This is a genomic window from Elizabethkingia bruuniana, assembly GCF_002024805.1.
Taxonomy (GTDB): Bacteria; Bacteroidota; Bacteroidia; order Flavobacteriales; family Weeksellaceae; genus Elizabethkingia; species Elizabethkingia bruuniana.
In genome coordinates this window covers 1,539,765-1,565,236 of the sequence record NZ_CP014337.1, presented here as the reverse complement: position 1 = coordinate 1,565,236, position 25,472 = coordinate 1,539,765, and the positions used below count along the sequence as shown (strand labels likewise).

General features: G+C 34.0%; 23 protein-coding genes. 12 read left to right on the top strand and 11 right to left on the bottom strand.

Annotation, left to right across the window (positions count from 1 at the left end; translation table 11 throughout):
- Positions 1 to 4: 4 nt before the first annotated feature.
- A complete protein-coding gene (locus AYC65_RS07300) occupies positions 5 to 2,176 on the top strand; it encodes a S9 family peptidase (RefSeq protein WP_052114646.1) in 2,172 nt (723 codons plus the stop codon).
- 245 nt (positions 2,177 to 2,421) lie between these two features.
- Here AYC65_RS07300 and AYC65_RS07295 read toward each other — a convergent pair whose 3' ends face one another.
- The 5 genes from AYC65_RS07295 to fsa all read right to left on the bottom strand — a co-directional run bounded on the left by AYC65_RS07295 (position 2,422) and on the right by fsa (position 6,175).
- A complete protein-coding gene (locus AYC65_RS07295) occupies positions 2,422 to 3,171 on the bottom strand; it encodes a GLPGLI family protein (protein WP_034868489.1) in 750 nt (249 codons plus the stop codon).
- A 28-nt stretch (positions 3,172 to 3,199) separates the two neighbouring features.
- The gene (locus AYC65_RS20925; protein ID WP_059333767.1) at positions 3,200 to 3,496 is read right to left on the bottom strand and encodes a hypothetical protein; all 297 of its coding nucleotides are present in this window, start codon (positions 3,494 to 3,496) and stop codon (positions 3,200 to 3,202) included.
- 303 nt (positions 3,497 to 3,799) lie between these two features.
- Positions 3,800 to 3,991 (bottom strand): hypothetical protein, encoded by a 192-nt coding sequence (locus AYC65_RS07285; RefSeq protein ID WP_059333768.1) that lies wholly within the window; start codon positions 3,989 to 3,991, stop codon positions 3,800 to 3,802.
- Positions 3,992 to 4,908: 917 nt separating this feature from the next.
- A complete protein-coding gene (locus tag AYC65_RS07280; RefSeq protein ID WP_034866914.1) occupies positions 4,909 to 5,208 on the bottom strand; it encodes a hypothetical protein in 300 nt (99 codons plus the stop codon).
- Between the two features lie 313 nt (positions 5,209 to 5,521).
- A complete protein-coding gene (gene fsa, locus AYC65_RS07275) occupies positions 5,522 to 6,175 on the bottom strand; it encodes a fructose-6-phosphate aldolase (RefSeq protein WP_034866916.1) in 654 nt (217 codons plus the stop codon).
- A 127-nt stretch (positions 6,176 to 6,302) separates the two neighbouring features.
- Between fsa and pepE the strand changes: the two genes are divergently transcribed.
- The gene (gene pepE, locus AYC65_RS07270) at positions 6,303 to 7,001 is read left to right on the top strand and encodes a dipeptidase PepE (RefSeq protein WP_034866918.1); all 699 of its coding nucleotides are present in this window, start codon (positions 6,303 to 6,305) and stop codon (positions 6,999 to 7,001) included.
- 154 nt (positions 7,002 to 7,155) lie between these two features.
- On the opposite strand, the gene AYC65_RS07265 is transcribed toward pepE, so the two are convergent.
- Positions 7,156 to 7,560, bottom strand: a complete 405-nt coding sequence (locus tag AYC65_RS07265) for an acyl-CoA thioesterase (protein ID WP_034866919.1) — start codon at positions 7,558 to 7,560, stop codon at positions 7,156 to 7,158.
- A gap of 128 nt (positions 7,561 to 7,688) precedes the next feature.
- Here AYC65_RS07265 and dnaA point away from each other — a divergent pair, with 128 nt between their 5' ends.
- The 6 genes from dnaA to AYC65_RS07235 all read left to right on the top strand — a co-directional run bounded on the left by dnaA (position 7,689) and on the right by AYC65_RS07235 (position 12,832).
- Positions 7,689 to 9,143 carry a chromosomal replication initiator protein DnaA gene (gene dnaA, locus AYC65_RS07260; protein ID WP_034866921.1) on the top strand — a complete coding sequence of 485 codons (1,455 nt, stop codon included), beginning with the start codon at positions 7,689 to 7,691 and terminating at the stop codon, positions 9,141 to 9,143.
- Positions 9,144 to 9,208: 65 nt separating this feature from the next.
- Complete coding sequence (locus AYC65_RS07255; RefSeq protein ID WP_034866923.1) at positions 9,209 to 9,658, top strand: low molecular weight protein-tyrosine-phosphatase; 450 nt, start codon at positions 9,209 to 9,211, stop codon at positions 9,656 to 9,658.
- A gap of 11 nt (positions 9,659 to 9,669) precedes the next feature.
- The gene (locus AYC65_RS07250; protein WP_034866924.1) at positions 9,670 to 10,368 is read left to right on the top strand and encodes an SAM-dependent methyltransferase; all 699 of its coding nucleotides are present in this window, start codon (positions 9,670 to 9,672) and stop codon (positions 10,366 to 10,368) included.
- Between the two features lie 47 nt (positions 10,369 to 10,415).
- Positions 10,416 to 11,540: an AI-2E family transporter gene (locus AYC65_RS07245; RefSeq protein WP_034866925.1), complete on the top strand. Its 1,125-nt coding sequence runs from the start codon at positions 10,416 to 10,418 to the stop codon at positions 11,538 to 11,540.
- An 11-nt stretch (positions 11,541 to 11,551) separates the two neighbouring features.
- The gene (locus AYC65_RS07240; protein ID WP_034866927.1) at positions 11,552 to 12,124 is read left to right on the top strand and encodes a hypothetical protein; all 573 of its coding nucleotides are present in this window, start codon (positions 11,552 to 11,554) and stop codon (positions 12,122 to 12,124) included.
- A gap of 327 nt (positions 12,125 to 12,451) precedes the next feature.
- Entirely contained in the window at positions 12,452 to 12,832 is a 381-nt protein-coding gene (locus AYC65_RS07235; RefSeq protein WP_034866928.1) for a GreA/GreB family elongation factor, read from the top strand.
- Between the two features lie 35 nt (positions 12,833 to 12,867).
- On the opposite strand, the gene AYC65_RS07230 is transcribed toward AYC65_RS07235, so the two are convergent.
- On the bottom strand, positions 12,868 to 14,466 hold the full coding sequence (locus AYC65_RS07230; RefSeq protein ID WP_034866929.1) for a peptide chain release factor 3: 1,599 nt from the start codon (positions 14,464 to 14,466) through the stop codon (positions 12,868 to 12,870).
- A 223-nt stretch (positions 14,467 to 14,689) separates the two neighbouring features.
- Here AYC65_RS07230 and AYC65_RS07225 point away from each other — a divergent pair, with 223 nt between their 5' ends.
- Genes AYC65_RS07225 through AYC65_RS07210 form a run of 4 tightly spaced genes read left to right on the top strand, consistent with a single transcriptional unit; the run spans position 14,690 to position 17,809 of the window.
- Positions 14,690 to 15,520: a CPBP family intramembrane glutamic endopeptidase gene (locus AYC65_RS07225; RefSeq protein WP_034866931.1), complete on the top strand. Its 831-nt coding sequence runs from the start codon at positions 14,690 to 14,692 to the stop codon at positions 15,518 to 15,520.
- A gap of 5 nt (positions 15,521 to 15,525) precedes the next feature.
- Positions 15,526 to 16,092, top strand: coding sequence for an RdgB/HAM1 family non-canonical purine NTP pyrophosphatase (gene rdgB / locus AYC65_RS07220; protein ID WP_034866932.1), 567 nt, complete (start codon positions 15,526 to 15,528; stop codon positions 16,090 to 16,092).
- A 33-nt stretch (positions 16,093 to 16,125) separates the two neighbouring features.
- Complete coding sequence (locus tag AYC65_RS07215) at positions 16,126 to 17,040, top strand: ribonuclease Z (RefSeq protein ID WP_059333769.1); 915 nt, start codon at positions 16,126 to 16,128, stop codon at positions 17,038 to 17,040.
- Position 17,041: 1 nt separating this feature from the next.
- The gene (locus tag AYC65_RS07210) at positions 17,042 to 17,809 is read left to right on the top strand and encodes a TIGR02757 family protein (protein ID WP_034866937.1); all 768 of its coding nucleotides are present in this window, start codon (positions 17,042 to 17,044) and stop codon (positions 17,807 to 17,809) included.
- Between the two features lie 138 nt (positions 17,810 to 17,947).
- On the opposite strand, the gene cuyB is transcribed toward AYC65_RS07210, so the two are convergent.
- The 4 genes from cuyB to AYC65_RS07190 all read right to left on the bottom strand — a co-directional run bounded on the left by cuyB (position 17,948) and on the right by AYC65_RS07190 (position 25,283).
- Complete coding sequence (gene cuyB / locus AYC65_RS07205; protein ID WP_052114602.1) at positions 17,948 to 19,378, bottom strand: cysteate racemase; 1,431 nt, start codon at positions 19,376 to 19,378, stop codon at positions 17,948 to 17,950.
- Positions 19,379 to 19,501: 123 nt separating this feature from the next.
- A complete protein-coding gene (locus AYC65_RS07200; RefSeq protein WP_034866945.1) occupies positions 19,502 to 21,154 on the bottom strand; it encodes a SusD/RagB family nutrient-binding outer membrane lipoprotein in 1,653 nt (550 codons plus the stop codon).
- An 11-nt stretch (positions 21,155 to 21,165) separates the two neighbouring features.
- Positions 21,166 to 24,132 (bottom strand): SusC/RagA family TonB-linked outer membrane protein, encoded by a 2,967-nt coding sequence (locus AYC65_RS07195; protein WP_034866948.1) that lies wholly within the window; start codon positions 24,130 to 24,132, stop codon positions 21,166 to 21,168.
- 425 nt (positions 24,133 to 24,557) lie between these two features.
- Positions 24,558 to 25,283 (bottom strand): Bax inhibitor-1/YccA family protein, encoded by a 726-nt coding sequence (locus AYC65_RS07190; protein ID WP_034866953.1) that lies wholly within the window; start codon positions 25,281 to 25,283, stop codon positions 24,558 to 24,560.
- Positions 25,284 to 25,472: the final 189 nt, after the last annotated feature.

The window sequence follows — 25,472 nt, the reverse complement described above, 5'->3', positions numbered from 1 at the left end:
CGATATGAAGAACATAAAAAAACTAATTAACATTGCATTATGTTCCTTGTTTCTGTCGCCTTTGGCTGCGCAGAAAACACAGTGGACACCTGATGGAAATGCTTACTATTCGTTTACCAAAAACGGAATTGAAGTTGTGGATTTAGTAGATCCCGGAAAAAATCAAACTTTTATAGGCAATAGTGAATTAATTCCTTCTGGAAAATCTGCAGCACTGAATGTACAGAGCTTTCAGGTTTCTCCTGACGGTAAAAGTTTATTACTTTTTGCCAATACTCAGAAAGTATGGCGGGATAATACACGTGGAGATTACTGGATTTTTGACAAAAATAGTAAAAAGCTTACCCAACTGGGGAAGGGCTTGCCAACAGCTTCATTAATGTTTGCTAAATTCTCTCCTGACGGGAAGAAGGTAGCCTATGTATCTAAACACAATATTTATATTGAAGATCTAGCTAATAATCAGTTAAATAAAATTACCAATGATGGTACTGACAGGATGATTAACGGGACTTTCGACTGGGCTTATGAAGAAGAATTCGGTACCCAGGACGGTTTCAGATGGTCTCCGGATGCAAGTAAAATCGCCTATTGGAAGCTAAATGCTAATGGTACCAAAAACTTTCTGATGATTAATAATACAGATAGTTTGTATTCGTTTACGATACCTGTAGAGTATCCAAAAGTAGGAGAGAATCCATCAGGCTGCAGTATATGGTTTTATGATCTGGCTACTAAATCATCAAAAAAAGCTAATATAGCAGGGGATGAAGTACAGCACTATATTCCGAGAATGGAGTGGGTATTGGATTCTAAGTCTGTTATACTACAACAGTTGAACAGGAAGCAGAATCAAAGTAAAATTATTGTTGCAGATGCCAATTCTGGTGTAAGTAAAACAATTCATACCGAAACAGATCCTGCCTGGATTGATATAAAGTCTCGTTGGAATGACAATGATCCTAGCGGCTGGGATTGGATTAATAATGGTAAAGAATTCTTATGGCTGTCTGAAAAAGACGGCTGGAGACATATTTATAAAATAGATATGATCGGAAAAGAAACACTAATTACTAAAGATGGCTTTGATGTTATAAAGCCTGAGTTTTTTGATGTTCCAAATAAGCTGATTTACTTCTCGGCTTCACCGGCTAATGCAACACAGGAATACCTGTACAAAGTAAGCATGAATGGTGGAAAAGCAGAAAGAATTACCCCGGATGCTTATCCCGGATCTAATAAATATACCATTTCACCTAACGGTAAACTGGCTATATTTAATAACAGCAGTGTAGATGCTCGTTCTGCAGGAGCAATAATATCTCTTCCGGATCATAAAGAGCTTGTTGCCGCTAAAAGAACAAGTAAGGCAGATCCTGCTAAATCTAAAACTGAGTTCTTCCAGATTACAACACAGGATGGTGTCACCTTAGACGGATGGGTGGTAAAGCCTAAAAATTTTGATCCAAATAAAAAATATCCAATCGTATTTATGGTATACGGAGAGCCTGGATCCCAGACTGTAACAGATAACTTCTATACAGGATGGAACGGGTTGTATGTTGGTGATATGGCAGCAGATGGTTATATATATGTTTCACTTGAAAACCGTGGTACACCAGCTCCGAAAGGACGTGAGTGGAGAAAATCTGTTTACCGTAAAATCGGGCAGCTTAATATTCGTGACCAGGCCATGGGCGCTAAAGCTTTATTTGCAAAATGGCCATATATAGATACTTCCAGAGTCGCTGTATGGGGCTGGAGTGGCGGTGGATCTTCCACGCTAAATCTTTTAGGGCAATATCCGGAAATTTACCAGACAGGTATTGCGATTGCACCTGTAGCCAATCAGTTATTCTATGATAATATTTATCAGGAAAGATATATGGGACTTCCACAGGAAAACAGAGAAGACTTTGTAAAAGGCTCTCCATTGGCCTATGCTAAAAATCTGAAAGGAAATCTTTTATTGGTTCATGGAACGGGTGATGACAATGTACATTATCAGAATACTGAAGTCTATATTAATGAGTTGGTAAAATACAATAAGCAATTCCAGTTGATGTCTTATCCTAACAGAACACACTCCATTAGCGAAGGAGAAGGAACATCACTTCACCTCGCAACGATGTTTACTAAATATCTAAAAGAACATTGTCCTCCGGGCGGAAGGTAATAAATACATAAAATGTTATAGCCAGTAGCTTTGCTGCTGGCTTTTTTATAATATAAATTGTGGAGAGAAGTGACTATGGAAATAATTAGATTTTATATAGTTAACTTCTGTAATTTTAAAATTATAAATGATAAGAATTCGCGATTGTTTTATAATATTAATAAAAAAATAATCATATTAAAAAATGGGGAACAAAAAATAAGCCTGTCTTTAAACAGGCTGCTAATAAATGATTTTAATAAATCTTATTTTTCCCATTCAAATATTTTTTCGATACCTAACCTTTCAGGTATAGCATCAACTTTAACTCCAGCGGGTAAATTTTTAGTAGTGGCATTGAAAAAATACTTTCTATCTGCATCTTTCAACTCAATATAGGTTCTGATATCTACATTTTTATAGTCTGGAAATCTTGGATGATAATTAACCTTTGTTTTATCATCTAAATTAACCTCTATAGCTTTCCAAATATCATAAGATTTATTATTTTCCCTAACATCTAAAATAGCCCCAGGAAGACCAAAAAATTTAAATGGACCTATTGAGTAAGGAATACTACGAGTAAAATAAGCAGTAATTTTAGAACCTCTAAATACAGTGGTTGCTTTTATACAGTTGTAACCCAATACTTTCTTTTTAGAACTTTCATCTATCACCCATTTAAATGCTGGTACACTATCATTTACAAAAAATTCTTTATCAGATTGGTATCCAATAAAACCTGTAAATTGGATTTTTCTACTGGAATTTTCATTATTAAGTTTTGAAATAAAATAAACATCATGTCCCCTTTTTTTTAAGTTTGTATTATTCGGACTTGTTGAAATTATTTTACCATCTTGTATTGAAATTACATCAATACCGTTAGTATAAAGCTCTTCATATACGTTAGCAATTACAGACCTGACATTTAAATATTTTATATGTATCTGTTTCTGTGAATATAAAGAGTTATAAAATAGAAATGAAGCTACTAAAAGAAAAATTCTACTCATTTGTTATTGTGATTATAAGAATTAATTATTAGTTGACAGAGTCATCAGGGTTTGCCTGTCGATCCATAACACGAACATCATATCCTTGTTTTTGTAGATCTTGAATAACACCTGCCTGATAAGATTGACAATCAGCTAAAGTTGGTTGGTCAGATGTAAACCATCTTTGATCATAAGGCTGTCCTTCATTATTAAAATAAGTTACAATAACACCGCATAATTGATAGGAATCCTTTTTTTTAAACTTGTTTTTTGATAATGTTTCTGCATTTACAAATGCTGATAATAGTACTGTAGATAAAGCACAAAGTAGTAGTTTTTTCATAAAAATATTTTTTTAATTGGTTATGTGTCAAATCTAAATATTTATTATATAAGTATATTTAACATAACTTATTTTTATTAAATTTTAACATTATGATGAAAAATATTCTTCATATTACAGAAGAGAGGAAGACAAGATCTTTAATCAATTCTATCTGTTTAGTCAAGAGAAAAGAATATGAACCATTAACATAAAATACCCCTAAAAAGTTAAACTTTCTAGGGGTATTTTATATAAGTTATTTATGTATTAACTATCCAAGTTTTTTAGCATCAGCAACAAACTGAGCTAAACCAAGATCTGTTAATGAGCTAAATTAAAAAACTTCGCTCTTTCTTTTAAATCAGGCTCAACATCTTGAATTATAACTGAGAACAAAAAGCCATCAATATCAGGAGTAATTCTTATTACTTTATCAAAATATTCATAAATCTTTTGTTCTTTTTCTTTACCCGTATAATACTCAACATCTTGAATTATAGTAGATTCAATCATAACGAAAAAAAGAATTTAAATTATTGTGGTTTTCGAAATCAAATAATGATTTTATTATAACAAATTTACAATTATCTTTTTTTTGTAAGAAGTATGATAACTAAGTCAAAACTTTTTTTATTGTAAAAACTAATATTTATATTTGTTAACGAACGATATGTGAATTATGTTCACAGGCAACAATGCTGAGAGAGTATAATAAAAAAAGCAACCCAATATTGGAGTATTGAGTTGCTTAAAAAAATGATTAATTCCAAACCCTCGACAAGTTATGGAACCATTATTTCAACAATTTTGGAGAACTTACAAAAAAGATATTGTAAGAACCATATTAGAAGGAACAATAAAAGCTTTTTTCCTTCTTTTAGTAAATTATCTATCTTCTCATTAGAAGTAAAATAATTCTTTATAACAGGCTCTCTATAAGCAGAGAGCTTTTATTTTACATAATTTGCTAACAATGATTTTCAATTTGTCAACATAAATATGTATTCGTTTTGTTAACACAAATATAAAAAATGTTATATATTCTACAACCTTTTTTTACATGAAAAGTAAATTAAATTACTTTAAACGTAAATAAAATACCCTCCCAAATAAAATAGGAGGATAAAATTATAAGAAAATTACTTTTAATAAAATCTGTATTTAATTAGCTTTCTACATCAAAAACTTAAAAAGTAAAGTAATTTAAAAAATTATCTTTTTTTACTTATAAAAATTAAGACAAATAAGGGACCTAAAATAGGTATTACCAGTAAAGTAAATATCAATGCAAATCTTAGTAATGGTTTTAAACTATTATCACGAATGATTCTTATTGAAAAGTAAATAAGAAAGATAATATAAAAGACTAACAGAAACAATAAAACAATTTCAATTGTAGAGTAACTCATTTTAAATAAATTTTAATAAGTTTACCAACCTCCACCACCTCCTCCAAGATCAGTACCTGGACAAGCAGGGCCTGAGCATTGGATAGTAACAGTTGCTACACACGCATGGCCACCCCCTGTTGCACAAGAAGTATCAGTTCCTCTTATAAAACATCCTTTATTTTGGGAAACATAAGCTTGAGCATCTTCATTTGCTCTAGTTGAAGCTGCGGTAGCAGTAAGACCAATAGCACTTTCAAATTTCGCACAACTACCTCCCGAAAATAACCTTAAATCTTCTCTTGAAAGAATTTTTGCTTTTTTTAATAAAAGTTTTTCCATATTTAATATTTTTATATTTTGTACTTCTAAAATAAAAATATATTTCTAAATAATATAAAAAAATATTAAAATTATGTACAATTGTAGTTATAATCTGATTTTATCGAGGATAATGAGGGATAAACATATCATGAGTGAAAGCTCCTACATAATTCCCAGAACGTCTATTAAAGTCCAGATAATAATAGAAGGTTAAAGACTAACTTAATATTAACATTCCTATAATGATATTATCAACGTAAATGAATTTAGAAAGGATACAATAAAAAATGCTTCCGGAACTCCGGAAGCATTCTATATATTGCTTCATTAACTATCCAAGTTTTTTAGCATCAGCAACAAACTGAGCTAAACCAAGATCTGTTAATGGGTGCTTTAACAAACTTAGGATAGAAGATAACGGAGATGTAATGACATCCGCACCAATCTTAGCACAGTTAATAATGTGCATAGGACTACGGATAGACGCCGCTAAAATCTCAGTATCGTACATATAGTTGTTATAGATTGTTCTGATTTCCTCTATCAGATTAAGACCGTCAGTAGAAATATCATCAAGACGTCCTAAGAAAGGAGAAACATAAGTAGCTCCAGCTTTAGCAGCTAAAAGCGCCTGTCCTGCAGAGAAAATTAATGTACAGTTCGTTTTAATTCCTTTATCAGAAAAATATTTCAACGCCTTTACACCATCTTTAATCATAGGAATCTTTACTACGATATTTGGGTGGATCGCAGCTAATTCTTCTCCTTCTTTAATCATTTCCTCATAAGTAGTAGAAAGAACTTCAGCAGAAATATCACCATCTACAATCTCACAGATTGTTTTATAATGCTGCTTAATAGCCTCAGCTCCGCTAATACCTTCCTTCGCCATCAAAGACGGGTTAGTCGTTACACCATCAAGAATTCCTAAATCTTGTGCTTCTTTAATCTGCTCTAAGTTGGCTGTGTCGATAAAAAATTTCATTTCTCTTTTAGATTTATAAACTTTCACAAAGATACGATTTGCTTTCGCATTCCGAAAAAATAATATGAGTTCTTCCTTTTACTATCCGTAAAAGCTTTATTTTTGTTTGTCTATACAACATATATATATGAACATACTCTTAGCGTCCACTTCTACATTATTTGGCGGACAATATTTAGAATACATTCGGGAAGAAATTATAAAACTATTCAACGGAGCAGACGAAATTATCTTTGTACCATTCGCCCGCCCGGGAGGCATCTCTCACGATGAGTATACAGATAAAGCAAGAAGTTTTTTTTCTACAATCAATATAAAGGTAAAAGGATTACATGAATTCGATAATCCTATAGAAGCATTAAACGAAGCTAAAGGTTACTTTACTGGAGGTGGTAATACTTTCCTTTTGGTAAAGACCTTACATGAACAGGGATTACTTTCTGTACTGAAACAAAACGTAGAAAGTGGTAAGCCTTATATGGGAGCGAGTGCCGGATCTAATATCGGAGGACTTAATATGAGAACGACCAATGATATGCCTATTGTATATCCGCCAAGTTTTGAATGTATGGGCTTAGTACCTTTTAATCTGAATCCGCATTATCTTGATCCTAATCCGGAATTACACCATAATGGTGAAACCAGAGAAACCCGTATTCTGGAATTCTTAACCCAGAATGAAACTCCGGTTGTAGGATTGCGTGAAGGAAACTGGATCCGAAGAATTGGTGATAAAATAACAACTGAAGGTTCCGAACTAACCAGAATTTTTGAAAGGGGTAAAGAACCTTATGAAATAGAAGCCGGGAGCGAACTGAAATTTTAAAATAAAAAAGGTTGTCTCAAAACCAAAAGTATTATTCTTTGTCATCCTGAGCCTGTCGAAGGATCTTTTGACTAATTAGTGCTTTATTAATGAAAGTGTTTCGACTAAGCTCAACATAACATCTTTTGAGACAACCTCTTTTTTTATTTGGTAGCTAAAAGTGTTTATCTATAAGTTCCATTAACCAGTCCGGACACTTTACAACTTTATTTTTTTTTGCATCCAAAAAGAAAAGAGTAGTGGATGCCTCTGTCAACTTTTCACCCTCTTCATTATATATTTCATAATCGAAAATAATCCTCACTCCCGGGCGCTCTTTTACCTTTACTTCAATCCTAAGTTCCTGATCATAAAGAGCTGGCTTCAGATATTTAATATTATACTCTGAAACAGGAAGCCAAATTCCTCGTTTTTCAATCTCATCATATGACATTCCAATACCCCGAAAAAGTTCCACACGAGCCACCTCAAAATAGGTAGCATAATTACCATAGTATACATATTTCATGGGGTCAGTTTCAGCGTATCTAACTCTTAATCTGCAAGTTGTACTAATCATTTTAAGTCTTTATCTATACTTACAAATATATTTTTTAATAAGCAAGAGTCAAATATTTTTTTTTACTAATTTTAATTTTCATATTTGTCATCCTGTTATTTTCAAGACGCAAAAACTACTATCTTTCTATGGAGCAGAACATTACTTTGATTTGGGACAATTGCCTCAGCTTTATGAGGGATAATCTCAATTCTATTGAGGAAAAAGAAGGTGTTAATAAATTAGACGATTCCTTCGATTTACTCTTTTCAAAAGTAAAGCCTGTTTCTTTATTAGAAAAGAACCTTACATTACAGGTTCCAAGTGATTTCTATCGTGAATATATTGAAGATAATTACCTATCTCTTCTTTCAGCAGCTTTAAAGAAAAACATCGGTAAAGGTGTAAAGCTTTGGTATTCTGTAATGGAGAACAAACCGGTAGGAAAAGTTCCGCCAGTAACTATACAGATGAAAGGTCAGTCTATCCAGACACCAAGGCCTCAGGAAGTAAGAAACCCTGCTTACGCTCAGAATGTAGTAAATCCATTTGTAGTTCCGGGAATTAAGAAAGTTAATATAGACAGCCAGCTGAATCCTTCATTATCTTTTGATAACTTTATAGAAGGAGAGAGCAATAAATTCGCTTCTACAGTAGCAAGAACTATTGCTAAAAGACCAGGAGCAACATCCTTTAACCCTTTATTCCTTCACGGTGGTGTTGGGGTAGGAAAAACCCACATTGCACATGCAATCGGACTGGAGGTTAAGAATCTTTATCCGGAAAAAGTGGTACTATATGTATCTTCCGAAAAGTTTATTCAGCAGTTCGTATCCGCAGCAAAAGCTCAGAACAAAACAGACTTTGCCAACTTCTATCAGATGATAGATGTATGGATTATCGACGATGTTCAGTTCTTATCAAGCAAAGTTGCAACACAGGATATGTTCTTCCATATTTTCGATCATCTTCACCAAAATGGTAAGCAGATTATCCTAACATCGGATAAAGCACCTGCTGACATTCAGGATATTCAGGAAAGAATTGTTTCCCGATTCAAGTGGGGATTATCTGCAGAGATCAAATCGCCGGATTACGATACCAGAAAGAAAATCGTTGTAAACAAATTACACCGTGATGGTATTGTACTGGACAATGAGCTTATAGACTACCTTGCAACAGAAGTTAATTCTAATGTAAGAGAGCTTATTGGTATTATCAATTCGGTTATAGCACACTCAATGATTGTTAAGTCTGAACTGACAATCGGATTGTTGAAAGATACAATTAGTAAGATTGCTGCTAATCAGAAAAAGACAATAAATATCGCTTATATTCAGGATGTAGTATGTAAATATTTTGGTCTTCAAAAAGACAGACTACTATCCAAAACCAGAAAACGTGAGGTAGCATTACCTCGTCAGCTGGCTATGTATTTTGCTAAAGAATATACCAATGCTACTTTTACAAAGATCGGTGAAGAGATGGGTGGCAAAGACCATTCAACTGTAATGTATGCTTGTGATACAATCCGTGACGTTGCAAAAGTGGATAAGGAAATGAAGAAATTCATTAAAGAAATCAAGGATAAGATATTTGAATAATAGCTATTAACTGACAGTTTACTTTTACGGTAAACTGTATATTTTCTTCTGTAAACTATACTAGCATGAAAATTCTAATGGTCTGCCTGGGCAATATTTGCCGGTCTCCTTTAGCTGAAGGAATTCTAAAATCTAAACTTCCGGATCATTATATAGTAGACAGCGCCGGAACAATAGCTATGCATGAAGGCAATCATCCTGATAAACGTTCTGTGAAAACTGCGGCTTTACACAATATAGATATTTCCAAACAGCGTTCCCGTCTCATTCAGCCCAAAGATTTAGAGTCTTTTGATAGAATATATTGTATGGACCGTAATAATCTAAAAGACGTATCTTCCATGGCTAAAAATGAAGAGCAAAGACAAAAAATATCTTTGATACTCGATGTTCTTCATGATAACAACAAAACCGAAGTTCCCGATCCATATTGGGGAAATCAGCAGGATTTTGAAGATGTATTTCAGTTACTGAACAAAGCCTGTGATATTATAAAATCTCAACTCTCAGAATAAAAACAGAACTAATGCTTTTCTTACTACCTGCATATCTTTCGGAAAATACACCTGTAGAACATTTTGGCTCAGCAATCAAAGAATATATCCTGCAAACCGATTATTTCTTTGTAGAAAATGAAAAAACAGCCCGTAAGGTCATTAAATTCTTTGCACCTGAAAAAAAGCAGTCTGACTTAAAACTGTTTTTACTTGATAAATACTCTGAAACTGCAGACCTAAAGGAAGCTCAGGAACTTATGAAGAAAGGACAGGACTTTTGCCTGTTATCTGAAGCTGGTTTGCCTTGCATTGCGGATCCCGGAAATATAATGGTAGCATGGGCACATCGTAATAATATAAAAGTAGTCCCTGTAAACGGGCCAAGTTCTATTATACTAGCCTTAATTTCTAGTGGATTTAATGGACAGCAATTTACTTTCCATGGTTATTTACCTATAGATAAAGGAGAGAAAAGAAAGCAAATCCTTCATTTGGAATCACTTGTTCAGAAGACAGGTTATACTCAGATTTTCATGGAAACTCCATACCGTAACAACCAGCTACTAGAAGAACTTACCAAAACTCTAAATGGTAAAACACTACTTTCTGTAGCTGCCAATATTAATGACCCGGAAGGAGAGTTTATTAAAACCCAGAGTATTAACGATTGGAAAAACGCTAAAACCGATCTGCATAAGATTCCCGCTATTTTTGTTTTAGGAAAATAGGCCGTTTCAGCTAAACTTTTTTTACCTTTAGTCATTATTTTCTGTGTATGAAGGCATTTTTATCATGGCCGTTTTATCTAAAACTGGCTTCAGTACTTATTAGCATAATGATCTTGGGGTACCTGGCTATTCAGGGGCAAGATTTAATCATTCCTATGATTATGGGATTGTTATTTGCAATATTACTTGTACCTGTATGCAACTTTCTGGAGAAAAAACTACGATTTAACCGTTCTATATCCGCCATTGTAGTAAGTGTATTAGGATTAGCCCTGATAGGACTTATACTATATCTTATAGGTGTACAAACTACTAGTTTTTCAGAGGATTGGCCTGCTTTTCAGAAACAGATTACGGTAGCTTTTGATAGTATCCAGGATTGGATTGCTCATAAATTTGGAGTACAAAAGCACAAGCAGCTTACATATATCAATGATCTTGCACAAAAATCATTAAGTACCGGGACAGTTATTGTTGAAAAAATGCTAAAGTCAATCACCTATATTCTGATGTTGATTGGTCTTACATTCTTGTTTACTTTATTTATTCTGATATACCGGAGACAAATGGTCCGCTTTATCATTATGTGTTTTGCAGACAAGCACAAAGCTGTAGTAATGGATGTTGTAAACAGTATCCAGTATATGGTGAAAAAATACCTGATAGGCCTTATTATACAAATGGTTCTGGTAACTATTTTATCTTTTATAGCTTATACTATTATCGGAATAAAGTATAATTTTCTTTTGGCTATTATCACCGGAATATTCAATGTATTACCATATCTGGGGATTTTGATAGCTACTGTACTAGGTATTTTCGTGACTTTTGCAACTTCCTCAGCTGCCAATGTATTATGGGTTTTAGTAGGTATGGTTGCCGTACATGCAGTAGACGGAAACATTATCATGCCTAAAATTGTAGGATCACAGGTTAAGCTAAATTCACTTATTGTAATTATTGGACTCATAGTAGGGGAAAGCATATGGGGCGTTATGGGAATGTTCCTAACAATTCCGATTATGGCGATTGCAAAAATTATTTTCGACAGAGTAGAGGACCTGAAACCTTGGGGCTATCTAATGGGGGATGATGACGATGCAAAAGAATATGGAAAAGAAGAGCTTTTGCCAATTGAAGAAGATGAGACAGAAATGGAAATAGAAAAATAAATGAAACTTCTATGTACAGCAAATTTGTTATACATCTATTCTTTATTTTTTTTGCCGGAATTTTATATAGCCAGCAAAAAACAGTTATCCATCAAACTGTAAAAGGCGATCTTAATAAAGATGGTATTCCTGATTTGGCCATTGTAAAGGCTGGAAAGAATGGTGACGTAACCAATTATATTCTTGAAATTTACTTTCTGGATAAAGAGGGTAACAAAAAGCTTATAGTAAGCACAGAAAATGCTATTGAGGCTTCACAGCACGGAACCGGAGATAATCTGGAAAAGATTGAGATTATAAAAGGAACAGTACATATCAATTACAGTTTCCTTAGAGGACAATCTAAACATATTTTCAGGTATCAGAATAATGGATTCGAATTAATTGGCTTCAGCTATGGTGTATCCGACGGACAAGGGCATATTACTGATGTAGAGTTCAATCTTTCTACCGGCAGATATATTAGTAAATTGTCCAATTACGAAACCGGGCAAACAGAAAGTGAAGAGGATAAAATTGTTAAAATAAGACCTCTTCCTAATCTTAGAAATTTTGAGCCTTACAGAAGCAATTATTTTTATTAGTAACATCATATTTGGATATCATATTTAAAAGCCATAACTTAGTCTTTGATATCGAAGAATATTGAAATGAACTTTTCTAATCAGCTTCAGAGTTGTTTTGGTATTGTAATCCTTACATATCTTCACGACGACAAATTCTTACAAAACTCCAAGGAGTTTATTCATTAATCCCTGCCGAAGTTCGGAGCAGGGCTATCTCTTTATTTTTACAATTCAATTCTATTTTGGTGTATTTCTACACCGGATAAATTACAGCATACAATTTATCCGGATTCCGGGCTATAACAAAGTATACACCACCAATTAAACCTATTAATTTTAAGAAAAATGTCAGAACATATTATTGTAACAACCGGAATATACGATGTAATCAAGGATCAATTAAGAAGAAAAAGAGTAACACCAGAGCAGGAGATAAGATTAGCAAATGAACTAAAAACCGCTAAACAAGTACTTAGAAGAGATCTCCCGAAGGAAGTTGTAACAGTTAACAGAAGAGTTGTTATAAAAGATCATACTGCAGATACAGAAAAAGAATACATTTTTGTGCCTTCCACAAAAGCGAAACCTCAAAAGAATAAATATTCTATACTTTCGGATATTGCTTTAGCTACAGTGGGGTATAAGGTAGGAGATATTATAGAATGGCCGTTTGTAGACGGTGAAAGGAAAATAGAAATTCTGAAAGTTGAACCTTTCGAAAACTAAAATAAATAAGGCTGGCAATTTGCCAGCCTTTATACTTAATCCTCATTTCTAAATTCACTGATAAAGTGAAGTTTGATATTTGGGAATTTTTCCTGATTCATTGTAATAGTAAATGACGAGTCAGCTAAGAATACCAGCTGATCATACTTATCTCTGGCTAAGAAACGTTGTCTCAGTCTTGCAAATTCTTTAAACTCATCAGATTTCTCATCAGCTTCCACCCAACATGCTTTATGAATATTGATTGGTTCATATGAGCATTTAGCACCATATTCATGCTCCAGACGGTATTGAATAACTTCATACTGTAATGCACCTACAGTACCAATAATCTTACGCCCGTTCATTTCCATTGTAAACAGCTGCGCAACACCTTCATCCATTAACTGGTCTATACCTTTTGCTAACTGCTTTGCTTTTAACGGATCATCGTTGTTAATAAAACGGAAATGTTCCGGCGAGAAAGAAGGAATACCACGGAAACTCATTACCTCTCCGGCTGTTAGTGTATCTCCGATACGGAAGTTTCCGGTATCATGCAGACCAACAATATCCCCCGGGAAACTCTCGTCTACAATCTCTTTTTTATCTGCAAAGAATGCATTCGGAGATGCAAACTTCATTTTTTTATTTTCTCTTACCAACAGGTAATTTTCATTTCTTTTGAAAGTCCCCGATACAATCTTTACGAAAGCAAGTCTGTCACGGTGCTTAGGATCCATATTCGCGTGAATCTTAAATACAAAACCACTGAATTTTTCTTCTTCAGGCTCTACAATTCTTTTATCACTTTCTTTAGGCTGTGGCATTGGTGCAATTTCTATAAATGCATCCAGAAGTTCTCTTACCCCAAAGTTATTCAATGCAGAACCAAAAAATACTGGCTGAAGATCTCCTTTCATATACGCCTCGCGGTCGAACTCAGGATATACAGAAGTAGTTAATTCAATTTCTTCACGAAGTGCACTTGCAGCTTTTTCACCAACTAATTCGTCTACTGTTGAATCATTAACATCTTCTATTTTTATAGCTTCACCAACTTTTTGTTTTTTATCCTCTAAGAATAACTGAATATTATTTTCCCAGATATTATAGATTCCCTGGAACTCGGCACCCATACCAATTGGCCATGAAAGAGGTGTTACGTGAAGTCCTAATTTTTGTTCTACTTCATCCAGCAAATCGAATGCGTCTTTACCTTCACGGTCTAATTTATTAATGAAAACCAGCATTGGGATATTACGCATACGGCAAACCTTAACTAGTTTCTCAGTTTGCTCCTCAACCCCTTTAGCAACGTCTATTACTACAATTACACTATCTACTGCAGTAAGTGTACGGTACGTATCTTCAGCAAAATCCTTGTGTCCGGGAGTATCCAGGATATTAATCTTATGATCTTTGTATTCAAATGCCAGAACAGAAGTTGCAACGGAAATCCCTCTCTGACGTTCAATTTCCATAAAGTCAGAAGTAGCCCCTTTTTTAATTTTATTGCTTTTTACAGCTCCTGCTTCCTGGATAGCACCTCCAAAAAGTAAGAGTTTTTCGGTCAATGTTGTTTTCCCGGCATCGGGGTGGGAGATAATCCCGAAGGTTTTACGTTTTTGTATTTCTTGTAATAAGTTCGACATATTGAATTTTAATGAGTGCAAAAATCGGGATTTTTTACGAGCAAATCAAATGATCTTGTTATATTATAAAACTTACTATTATAAATAGGAGTACTATAATCCTATTTATAACAAAAACCGATATAAGAGAATCACAATAACTCTGCATTTCTGTGGTAAATAAAGACTGTGACATTAGCAAAAAAGAAGCGCAAACATTATCTTTGTTGTTCAAATCATTTTAATGGATAAAGATTTACATCCCGGAAGAAATTATCAGGTGGGCTGGAAAGAAGGTATACTTTTGGCTGTTACTTTTTTGTTTATGCAATTTGTTGTTGCCGCATGGATACAAATACAAACAATAGTTTTTCATAGTAACCCTATAAATGAAAATTTTTTCACACTATTTTTTTATATATTGGTATTCCTGGGTTGCATATTTGCATTCGATCAGCTTATTGTAAAACCTACAGGAAGCAGGCTTAGTTTTAATATGCGTACTTCGCCTTTTTCTACCTATTTGCTTATTTTCCCATTAATAACAGGAGGAATATTTATTGCCGAATATACAACCACACTATTACCAACAACAGGAAGTTTTTGGGGAACATGGTATAAACAATTTACTGAAATTTTTGAAAAATTATCATTAGACCCAACCACAATGATAATTTCCACTTGCTTTTTCGCTCCGATACTCGAAGAGATACTTTTCAGAGGTATTATACAGAAAGGACTCATTAACAAAGGTATTTCCCCGGTTAAAGCTATTATTATCTCCGCTATAGTTTTCGGCGTTGTTCACGGAAATCCATGGCAGTTTATGGGAGCAGCAATTTTAGGTAGTATCCTTGGTTTAGTTTATTATAAAACCAAAACATTATTACTTCCAATTATGTTACATGCTTTTAATAATTTGATGTCATCATTGCTTATGATATATACAAAAGAGGAGTCTTATTCAGGTTTTTTTTGTATTTCCGAAACTAATCTGTTATTAATTGGTATAGTACTAACAGCAATTTTTGGCTACCTTTTTATTTATAAAAATAAAATTCATTATAACGATTAACGAAGATGGAAATTCTAGTTGCAACACACAATCAACACAAGAAAGAAGAAATTCAGCAAATTTTACCCGATTACAATATCACAAGTCTTACCGATTATGATCTTTTTGAAGAGATCATTGAAGATGGCGACAGTTTTGAAGCAAATGCAAAAATAAAAGCTAAATATTGTTTTGAGAAAACCGGACAACCAAGTCTGGGAGACGATAGCGGGCTTGTAGTCCCTGCACTAGACGGAAGACCAGGAATTTACTCTGCAAGATATGCGGGCGATCATGATTTTAAAGCAAATATTGTAAAGGTTCTGGGCGAAATGGAGGACAGTACAGATCGTGAAGCGTACTTTATTACCGTTCTTTGTCTTATTTCCGAAGGAAAAGAAGAATACTTTGAAGGCAGAGTGTATGGAACTTTAACATACAAACCAAGCGGAGAGAAAGGTTTCGGTTATGATCCGATTTTTATTCCTAAGGATCACAGCATTACATTTGCTGAAATGCCTGCAGAAGAAAAAAATAAAATCAGCCATAGAGCCAATGCTTTGAAGAAGTTTTTAGATTATTTAAAAGCATAAAACGTATATTTGTTATAAAATTAAGTATAAATTTTGGGGGCATATCTCACTATTTTAGGTTATAATTCAGCAATACCAACCGTTAAATCTTCACCTACAGCACAATTCCTGGAAATGGATGAACGCTGTTTTCTTATCGACTGTGGTGAAGGAACACAGGTACAACTGAGAAAAGCTAAAGCAAAGTTTTCTAAGATCAATCATATTTTCATCTCTCATCTTCATGGAGATCATTGTTTCGGGCTGCCCGGACTTATTGCTTCATTCCGACTTTTAGGAAGAGACCAGGAATTGCATATCTATGGGCCGAAAGGAATCAAGAAGATGTTGGAAACTATATTTGAAATTACCGAAACCCATCGCGGTTTTCCAATTATTTATCATGAACTGGAAGGAGATCAATCTCAAAAAGTCTATGAAGATGATAAACTGGAGGTATGGACCATACCTTTAGATCACCGAATTTACTGTAATGGATATCTTTTCAGAGAGAAGCCAAAAGACAGACGGTTGAATATGGTGGAGATTTCTAAATATTCTGAAATTGAAATCTGTGATTACCATAATCTGAAACGTGGTAAAGACTTTGTTTTATCTGATGGATATGTGTTGAAAAATGAGATATTAACTACGGATCCGGAACCTCCTGTATCTTATGCTTTCTGTTCTGATACCAGATTCAAAGAGGATATTATACCAATAATTGAAAATGTAGATTTGTTATACCATGAATCTACTTTCCTGCACGATCTAAAAGAAATGGCAGATTATACAGGACATACTACGGCAAAAGAGGCTGCAATTATTGCACAAAGAGCGGGTGTTAAGAAACTTATTTTAGGACATTTTTCTAATCGGTATGCAGACCTGACCGTCTTTACTGACGAAGCCCGTGAATACTTTCCAAATACTTTTTTACCAATAGCTTTAGAGCCTGTAAAAGTATAAAATGACTGAAAAAGAAATTTTTGCATTTCTGAATGAGAAAGCTGATGCTTTCAACCATCCGGAATATATTAATAGTGATCCGCTTCAGATTCCACATCGTTATTCTATGAAGCAGGATATCGAAATTTCTGGGTTCTTTGCAGCTACACTAGCCTGGGGAAACAGAAAAAGCATTATCACCAATGCTACTAAGATCATGAACTTCATGGGGAATTCTCCCTATGATTTTGTAATGAATGCCAAAGAATCGGATTTTAAAAGTATAGAAGATAAAGCTGTACACAGAACATTTAATGGGGAAGACCTGAAGCAATTTATTTTCAATCTGCAAAGACTCTATCAGGAGCAGGAATCTCTTGCTTATTTTTTCCAGCCAAAGGATGATGAACAAAATTTCTACCATGCTTTGGAGCGTTTCCGAACAGCATTCCTTAATGAAAATAATCACCGGTGCTATAAGCATGTAAGCAGTACCTATAAAAATTCTGCGGCCAAACGTCTGATTATGTACCTGAGATGGATGGTAAGAAAGGATAAAAGAGGAGTAGACCTGGGAATATGGTCGGGCTTAGATCAAAAAAAATTATCTTGTCCTCTGGATGTACATTCCGGAAATATTGCCAGACAATTGGGAATACTGAACAGAAAGCAGAATGACTGGAAAGCTGTAGAGGAACTGGATGTAAAGCTCAGAAAGTATAATTCCGAAGATCCTGCACTTTATGATTTTGCACTTTTCGGATTAGGAGTAACAAAAGAATTAGAATAGAGTAGCATAATAAGACTCTCTTCTGAAAATACAAACGCCATAGATTTTGAATCTATGGCTTTTTTTATTTAAAAATGTGCAGAAAGAATTCTACATTTTTTCATCGATAGCCTGTAGTGTCTTCATATTAAAAAAGTATTAAGAATCTGAAGTACCTACTGCTAAAGCAACTATCTTCTTAGCCAAAACTAATGTAGGATCAATCAGAGAAATCATATTGTCATCATATCTAATTTCTGATTCATTTGGAAATAACAGAGGAAGCTCTGTGCAGCCTAAGATAATAACTTCTGCACCCTGGCTAATGAGGTAACCTGCACTTTTCAGAATATTTTCTTTGCAAACACCTGTCTCATAACCTGCTTTCACACCATATTCTCCATAAATACTTTCCATTACGCATTTCTGATGTTCTTCATCCGGAATAACTACATTAAATCCATATTCATAAAGAACATCTGTGTATACTTTACTTTGTATCGTTCCGCTTGTAGCCAATAAACCAACTTTAATATTCTTACCAAATTTATTAAGAATATATTCTGTTGTAGAAGTGAGCATATTGAGTATTGGAATATTCAAATGTTCCTGAATGTTTTTTACAAATGCATGAGCAGTATTACAAGGGATAGCAATAGCATCTGCACCTTCTGCTTCTAAACGTTTGCAAGTAGAAAACATTGCAATAGTAGGATCCGTTTCATTCCAAACTATATTTGCTGTCCGGTCCGGAATCTGAGGATTTTGCTCTACCACCATTTTAATATGGTCCTGGTCTTTAGTCGCTGGCGTGTTCTGTATAATCTTGTTCATGAAATCAACTGTAGCCGAAGGACCAACACCACCCATTATTCCTAGTTTGAAAGGTTTTACCGGTTTATTAGTATCCGTTTTCAATGCGTAATCAGCATATACTTGATTGACATCTACTACCGGAAATCCTCTTTTCCAAAGCTGTTCAGTTATAACAGAAATCTCCGTAATACTCGGTAAAATCAATTCACACCCTTTCTGCATTAATTCATCGCATACCTCCGAAACATATTCTAGCGACAAACCTTCCATATAGCCATTTTTTATACCCAGATCCCCATAAATAGCATTCATTAAGGTGTCTTGATTCTCAGGAAAAATCAATTCATAATCCTGAAAATATTGATGAAGCATCTGAAGCTCTTTTACATAATTGGATGTTAAAATCCCAATTCTGGCTCCGGGATTATATCTTACTTTTAAATACTCCAGTACGGCGTCAAAGATGTTTATAATAGGAATGGGAATCTCTTTTTGCAATTCTTCTAAAAATGAATGACTTGCGAAACAAGGCAACAAGATTCCGGAAACATTTTTATTTTCAAAATTTTTACAAACAGTGTATGTGTAATATTTTCTCGATTTTATATCTTCCTCATTATACAATGGCAGATTCATCTGATTATATGGATACTGTTCAAAATAGAACTGATAATCTAACTGATTTTTTAAGACTTCTTTATTCTTTAATAATTTAAAAAATAAATCTCCGCCAGATAATGTACCAAGCCCTCCAATAACTGCAATTTTTTTCATTTTAGACTTTAAAACTATAATACAAAACTATGACAAAAAAGAGCAGGAATGGCTTATATAAAAATATAAATCCGTCTCAAATTTTATTATGAGACGGATACAAGTATGTAGTTAAAAGAAAATCTAATTTTTATCCCAGATAAGCTTTGTGTTTAATTTATCTCCTCCCGGACCAAGGTTTTTAACCCCTGAAGCATATCCATTAGGATTAAGTTTAGCTAGTGTTCCCGGATATGTTATTCTTGAAGGCATTTCCGTTAAAGTATAATCAGAGGGGGAAATTGGTGTGAAGGTATAAGTCGTAGCACCATCTACAGCAGGTACCACCAAATTATTTACATCACCAGGCTTAATTAAAAAATTAGGATATCCGGTTCTTCTCCACTCTGCATATGCTTCCTGAGGCTGCATGTACAATGCTACCCATTTTTGGTTTAGTACATTTGCTTTATTAGCTGCAGGCAGAGAACTTACAAAAGTATTGATACTACTTACAGGAACATTCCATTTTTCCATAGAAGCTCTAACTGCTGCCTTATAATTAGTATCGTTCCATCCATTAACTTCCGACAGAATAAACTGCACCTCCGAATACTCCATTAAAACTTCCCCAAAGTCAGCTTTAATTACATTATTACTCCACCATGAAGTTCCGGCAGCATCCTGACGGGCTACCATAGTTCTGGTTAGCCCATATGGCAAACCTACGTAATTATCAAGTTTATTACTATTACTATATTCAAATGCTGCAAGGTTGGGATCGATTGTAACTTTAATTTTGTTACCACTGGTATCAAGAATGTAATCGTCATTACTATCAACCCTGTAAACAGGTGCAGCATATTTAAACAATCTTGGATCCACACTAAACCCACCTAAAATCCCTTTAAGTGTATTGACCATTGTATTGGTAATTTTAAAGTCAGTCCTGTTTCGTACAAATACAGCATCAAACATTGGCGAGGGCAATAATTTATCATTCTGATATTTTTGTACAGCATTATCACCATTCGATGTCATAAGCCCTGAAGCTATTGCATCCTGTATATGGGCATTAGCACCTGGTATAGCGTCTTTTAACCGGTTTGCAATCCTTAGCCTCAGAGAGTTTGCAAATTTCCTCCATTTTAATACATCCCTGTTATAAATAACATCGCCTGCCAATCCTGGCTCACTTGTATTTAACTGTTGCGAGGCCTCTTTTAATTCTTTTAGAATATCTGTATATATTTTTTCCTGTGAAGCATACAAAGGCATCGGATATTTTTCCAGATTTAGACCCTGAAAATCGACATCTTTATTTCCGTAAGACCAATAGGGTACTGATCCGAATGTATCTGCGAGAATCGAAAAGCTATAAGCTAACATAATTCGGGCTGTTGCAATCTGATTCTGAGTATCTCCATATTGCTTCATCTCAACTATTCTGGATGGGTCGGTATTCAAATCAATTATTGATTTAAAATCCAGAATTACTTTATATAAGTTTGAATAAAGAGCCTGACTGGAAGTCTCTCTAAACTGAAACCTATCTTCCTCTGTATAAGCTACCTGCGCAGAATATTGAATCCATGGCAAAGACATTCTTCCTGACTCAAAACCATTTCTTGTAGCATCCATTAATTCCTTTGTGGCAGAATTCATTAAACCTGAACTAAAAACTTTCTCAGGATCATTAGGATTTCTGTTGATATCTTCTAAACTCTGATCCTGACAACTAGCAAGTATAAGTAAAGCTCCTAATGTTATTACTGGTAATATTTTTATTTTTTTCATTGCTGATTTAATTAAAATTTGAATTGAATATTAAGCCCATAAGTTCTTGTTGAAGGAAGAGAACCTCCCTCCAGTCCCTGAACATTTCCACTTGCATAGGATGCTGTTTCAGGATCTATATCCCAAGCCAGCCCCCATGTAAATAAATTTCTAGCAAATGCTGTAATACTTATATCCTGAATAGCATTATTTAGAAGTCCTTTTGGTAAAGTATAGGTTAAAGTAACTTCTCTTAACTTCCAGTAACTTGAATCAAATACATTTGCAGCATCCACCACATTGTAATGACTGATTGCGTATGTGTATGCATCGATATTTTTGGTATTCTGAATATATGATCCATCTGTTTGCTTTACTACACCAGGGAGAACAAGTCCTACTTCTCTCATATTATTGGCCGTAGTTTTTTCCAACATACCACTATACGTCCCAAACATATGTGTTGTAGAAAAATATTTACCACCTTTTTGACGGTCTATTAATGCACTAAGTGTGAAATTCTTGTATCTGATCGTATTTCTGAGCCCGGCATTATAATCAGGCAGGTAAGAACCTAAATAGACCGGAGTGGAAGTTGGAACATAATATCCATTGGCTCCAATAACCTTATTCCCCTTGTCATCATATGTATAATCGGTTCCATAAATCTGTCCGTATCTCATTCCTTCTACAGCATAAACGCCGACTCTGAAAGGCGCGTTTGCTAAGAGTAAGTTTTTAGCATCAGGAGAAAGCGTAACTAGTTTGTTATTGTTTTTTGAAAAATTTAAATTTACATCCCACGAGAAGTCTTTCGATTTCAATATTTTCCCATTAAGTGTTAATTCAACACCTTTATTAGACATCTCACCAACGTTAATAACTTTGGTATCACGCCCTGTTCCTCCATCAACAGGCAATTCAATAATCTGGTCTTTTACTTTGGAATTATAATAAGTGACATCTATCCCAAATCTATTACTGAACATGTTTGCCTGCAATCCTATTTCAGAAGTAATTTTTCTTTCATTTAGTAAGTTTGGATTTTTACTGGCATTTGTATTACTAAATCTTGGTAGGTTTAAGAATGGTAAACCAACATCGTATACATTTACCAGCTGGTATGGATCTGCATCAGATGCAATATTAGCCCAGCCTCCTCTTAATTTAGCGAAGTTTAACCAATTTGCTTTAATCAGGTTGGAAAATACAAAGCTACCTGAAATAGAAGGGTAGTTATAACTTTGTGGAATTGTAGATGACCAATCTGTTCTATTTGTGGCATCGATAAAGAAAGTATCTTTATAGCCCAATGACACAGACTCATATAATGAATAAACTCTTCTGTCTGCAAAACTTTGTAAAACAGTAGAAACTCCGTATCCATTCTTTAGATTATAAAAATTTGGAATTACAAGCCCTCCGTTTGTTTTTCCATAGAGCATATCCGATTTAGACTGTCTCATATTAGTTCCAACAAATGAATTGATACTAAAATCTCCAAATCTATGGTCGAAATGTAATCTTAATTCATAATTATATTCTGAAAAATTTCTTTTTGTTATAAAATAGCCTGACTGTGCCTGAGAACCTATAGCAACTCTTCCGTCATTACTAAATGAATAAATGTCACCATACATATTTCCAACAGCATAAAGACTTTTTCCTATAAGGTTATATGTTAATGTAGCATTACCATATACACGCTGTCTCTTGTCTGTTGTATAATTTTCAAAAACTGTCCAATATGGATTGTCTGAATATTTAGGATTGGCATTATCCCAAGCTATCCGGTTCCAGGTTCTCTGTTTACCATTTTCCAGTTTATAATCTCTTGCTTTAGCAAAATCTAATGAGCGGGGACCAAACTGAAAAAATTTCTGTGCAACAGAATTGTTTCCGTAGCCTTGCTCCGGCCTATTAAATCCTTCTGTCAAATTATAGGTAATCCCTGCATCTAATTTTAGTCTGTCACTCAACTGACTTGTGATATTAATATTCATTGAGTTCTTCTTTAGACTGGAATTTGGAAATATACCCTCTGTTTTGATATTTCCATAAGAGAACCGAATTCCTGTTTTTTCAAATGCTCTTGAAATAGAAATATTATTATTATAAGTAACACCCGTTTTAAAAAATGAATCTACATCATGACGAGGAGCAATCCATGGAACTTCCTTCATGTAGTCATCTTTAAATTCAGGGTCGAAAGCATACCAAGGCAGATACTTTATGTTTGGATTGTATTTTGGTCCCCATGATTCATCTACAGTATATTCTGCAATATTATAGGTTTTCCCGTTGATTACCTGAGTAGGCAGAGCACTTTGCTCAGAACCCTGCCCATATTCCTTTTGCAACCTAGGCATCTTATATATGCTTTCGAAAGAGATTCCCGAATTCAGTACAACTTGCGTTTTCCCTCCTTTACCTTTTTTTGTTGTATATACTATAGCACCATTAATGGCTCTTGCTCCGTAAAGAGCAGCTGCAGGTCCGCCCTTCAATACAACTACCGACTCTATATCATCCGGATTAATATCGGATGATGCGTCACCATAATCTACACCTCCGGCACCTCTGGCTGTTGTTCCGGAATTATTGAGAGTAGAGCCGGTATTGAAATTCGCATTGTTAAAAGGTATACCATCTACAACTATTAGAGGCCTGTTTTCCCCGTTTATAGAACCTATTCCTCTTAAAACAATTCTTGCCGACCCTCCCATAGAAGCAGACGATGTTGTAACCTGAACTCCAGCGACATTCCCTGATAAAGCTCCTACAGCACTAGTCTGACGGGAAGTAGTAATAAGATCGCCTTTAATCTCCTGAGCTGCATAACCTATGGCTTTTTGGTCTCTTTTTATTCCCAGAGCAGTTACAACAACTCCTTCAATTTCTTTGGTTGTAGCTGTATCCTGATTCTTCTTTTGTGCTGATATTATTACAAAAGAAGAAGACAAAACTACAGCCAAAATACTGTTAGTTAGTTTATTCATATCACATTAATTTTTTTAACTGTTTCAAATATGTAGTTTTTAAACTAAATAAAAAAATATATTTTGAATTAAATTCAATAAATGAAGTTAAAAAAGAATAATTATGCATTAAAAAATACAAATAATATGAATATTTATTACATAAAAAGTATTTATATGTGATTTTATTTATTTAATTTTATAAAAATATAATATATTATAATTCTATAATTAGTGTAAATAATTAAATTATTATTAGATTTTTAATAATTTTTATCCGTTTTGGTATAAATAAATGATTAAATACATAATACTTTAAATTAATTATACATTATGGTTTTTATTTATTCAATAAATTTTTAATTATTAATAAAAAAATAATATAAACATAAAAAAAACCGGAAGAATAATCTTCCGGCCTTTAGTTTTTATATTTTGACTATGTCTTAGTCGTTGCTTCTTCCGCCTCCAAATAATCTTAGAAGGAATAAGAACAGGTTGATAAAGTCTAAGTATAGTGTTAAAGCTCCCATAATAGCCATTCTTCCCATTAAAGATTCATCTCCGTTTAGCTCAAGGAAATAATTCTTAATTTTCTGAGTGTCATAAGCTATAAGTCCTACAAAAACTGCAACACCTACGTAAGTTGTAATCCAGTAAATCATTGGGCTCTTTAAGAATAGGTTCACTAAAGAAGCAATGATTATACCTACCAACAGCATCATCATGATTTTACCAATCTTTGTTAAATCTGTTTTGGTAACATATCCGTAAACACTCATTACAGCAAATGTACCAGCTGTAACAAAGAATGTTAATGCAATAGAAGAGAAGGTATAGATTAGGAATATTAATGATAATGTTAAACCATTTAATATGGCATAACCCATAAATGCAGCAATTGCGGTAGTCGTAGACATTTTAGCAATTCTGGTAGACAACCAGATTACCAACCCAAACTCAGCAATGATTAATCCATAAAAAAGAAGTTTATTAGCCATAATTGCAGTAATAAGAGTTTCGCTCCCTGCAACCAAATAAGCAATTAAACCAGTTACCACTAAAGCCAGTGACATCCATCCATAAACTTTCGACATGTACTTCGCCTGACTTGCTTTCAGCTCTTCAGGAACTACCTGAATTGTCCTTGGTTCGTAAGTGTTTTGTTCCATTTCGTTATTTTGATTAAATACAAATATAATTATTTCAATTGATTAAATCAACTTCTATACCATGGATTAGGCTAAGACAATATGACACTAAAATTTAAATTACAAAATAGATAAATTTTATAAAATGATTCTGTAAATAAGCACATTAAATCCGGGGTAAAATTATCTCACATGATATTGATAAATTTT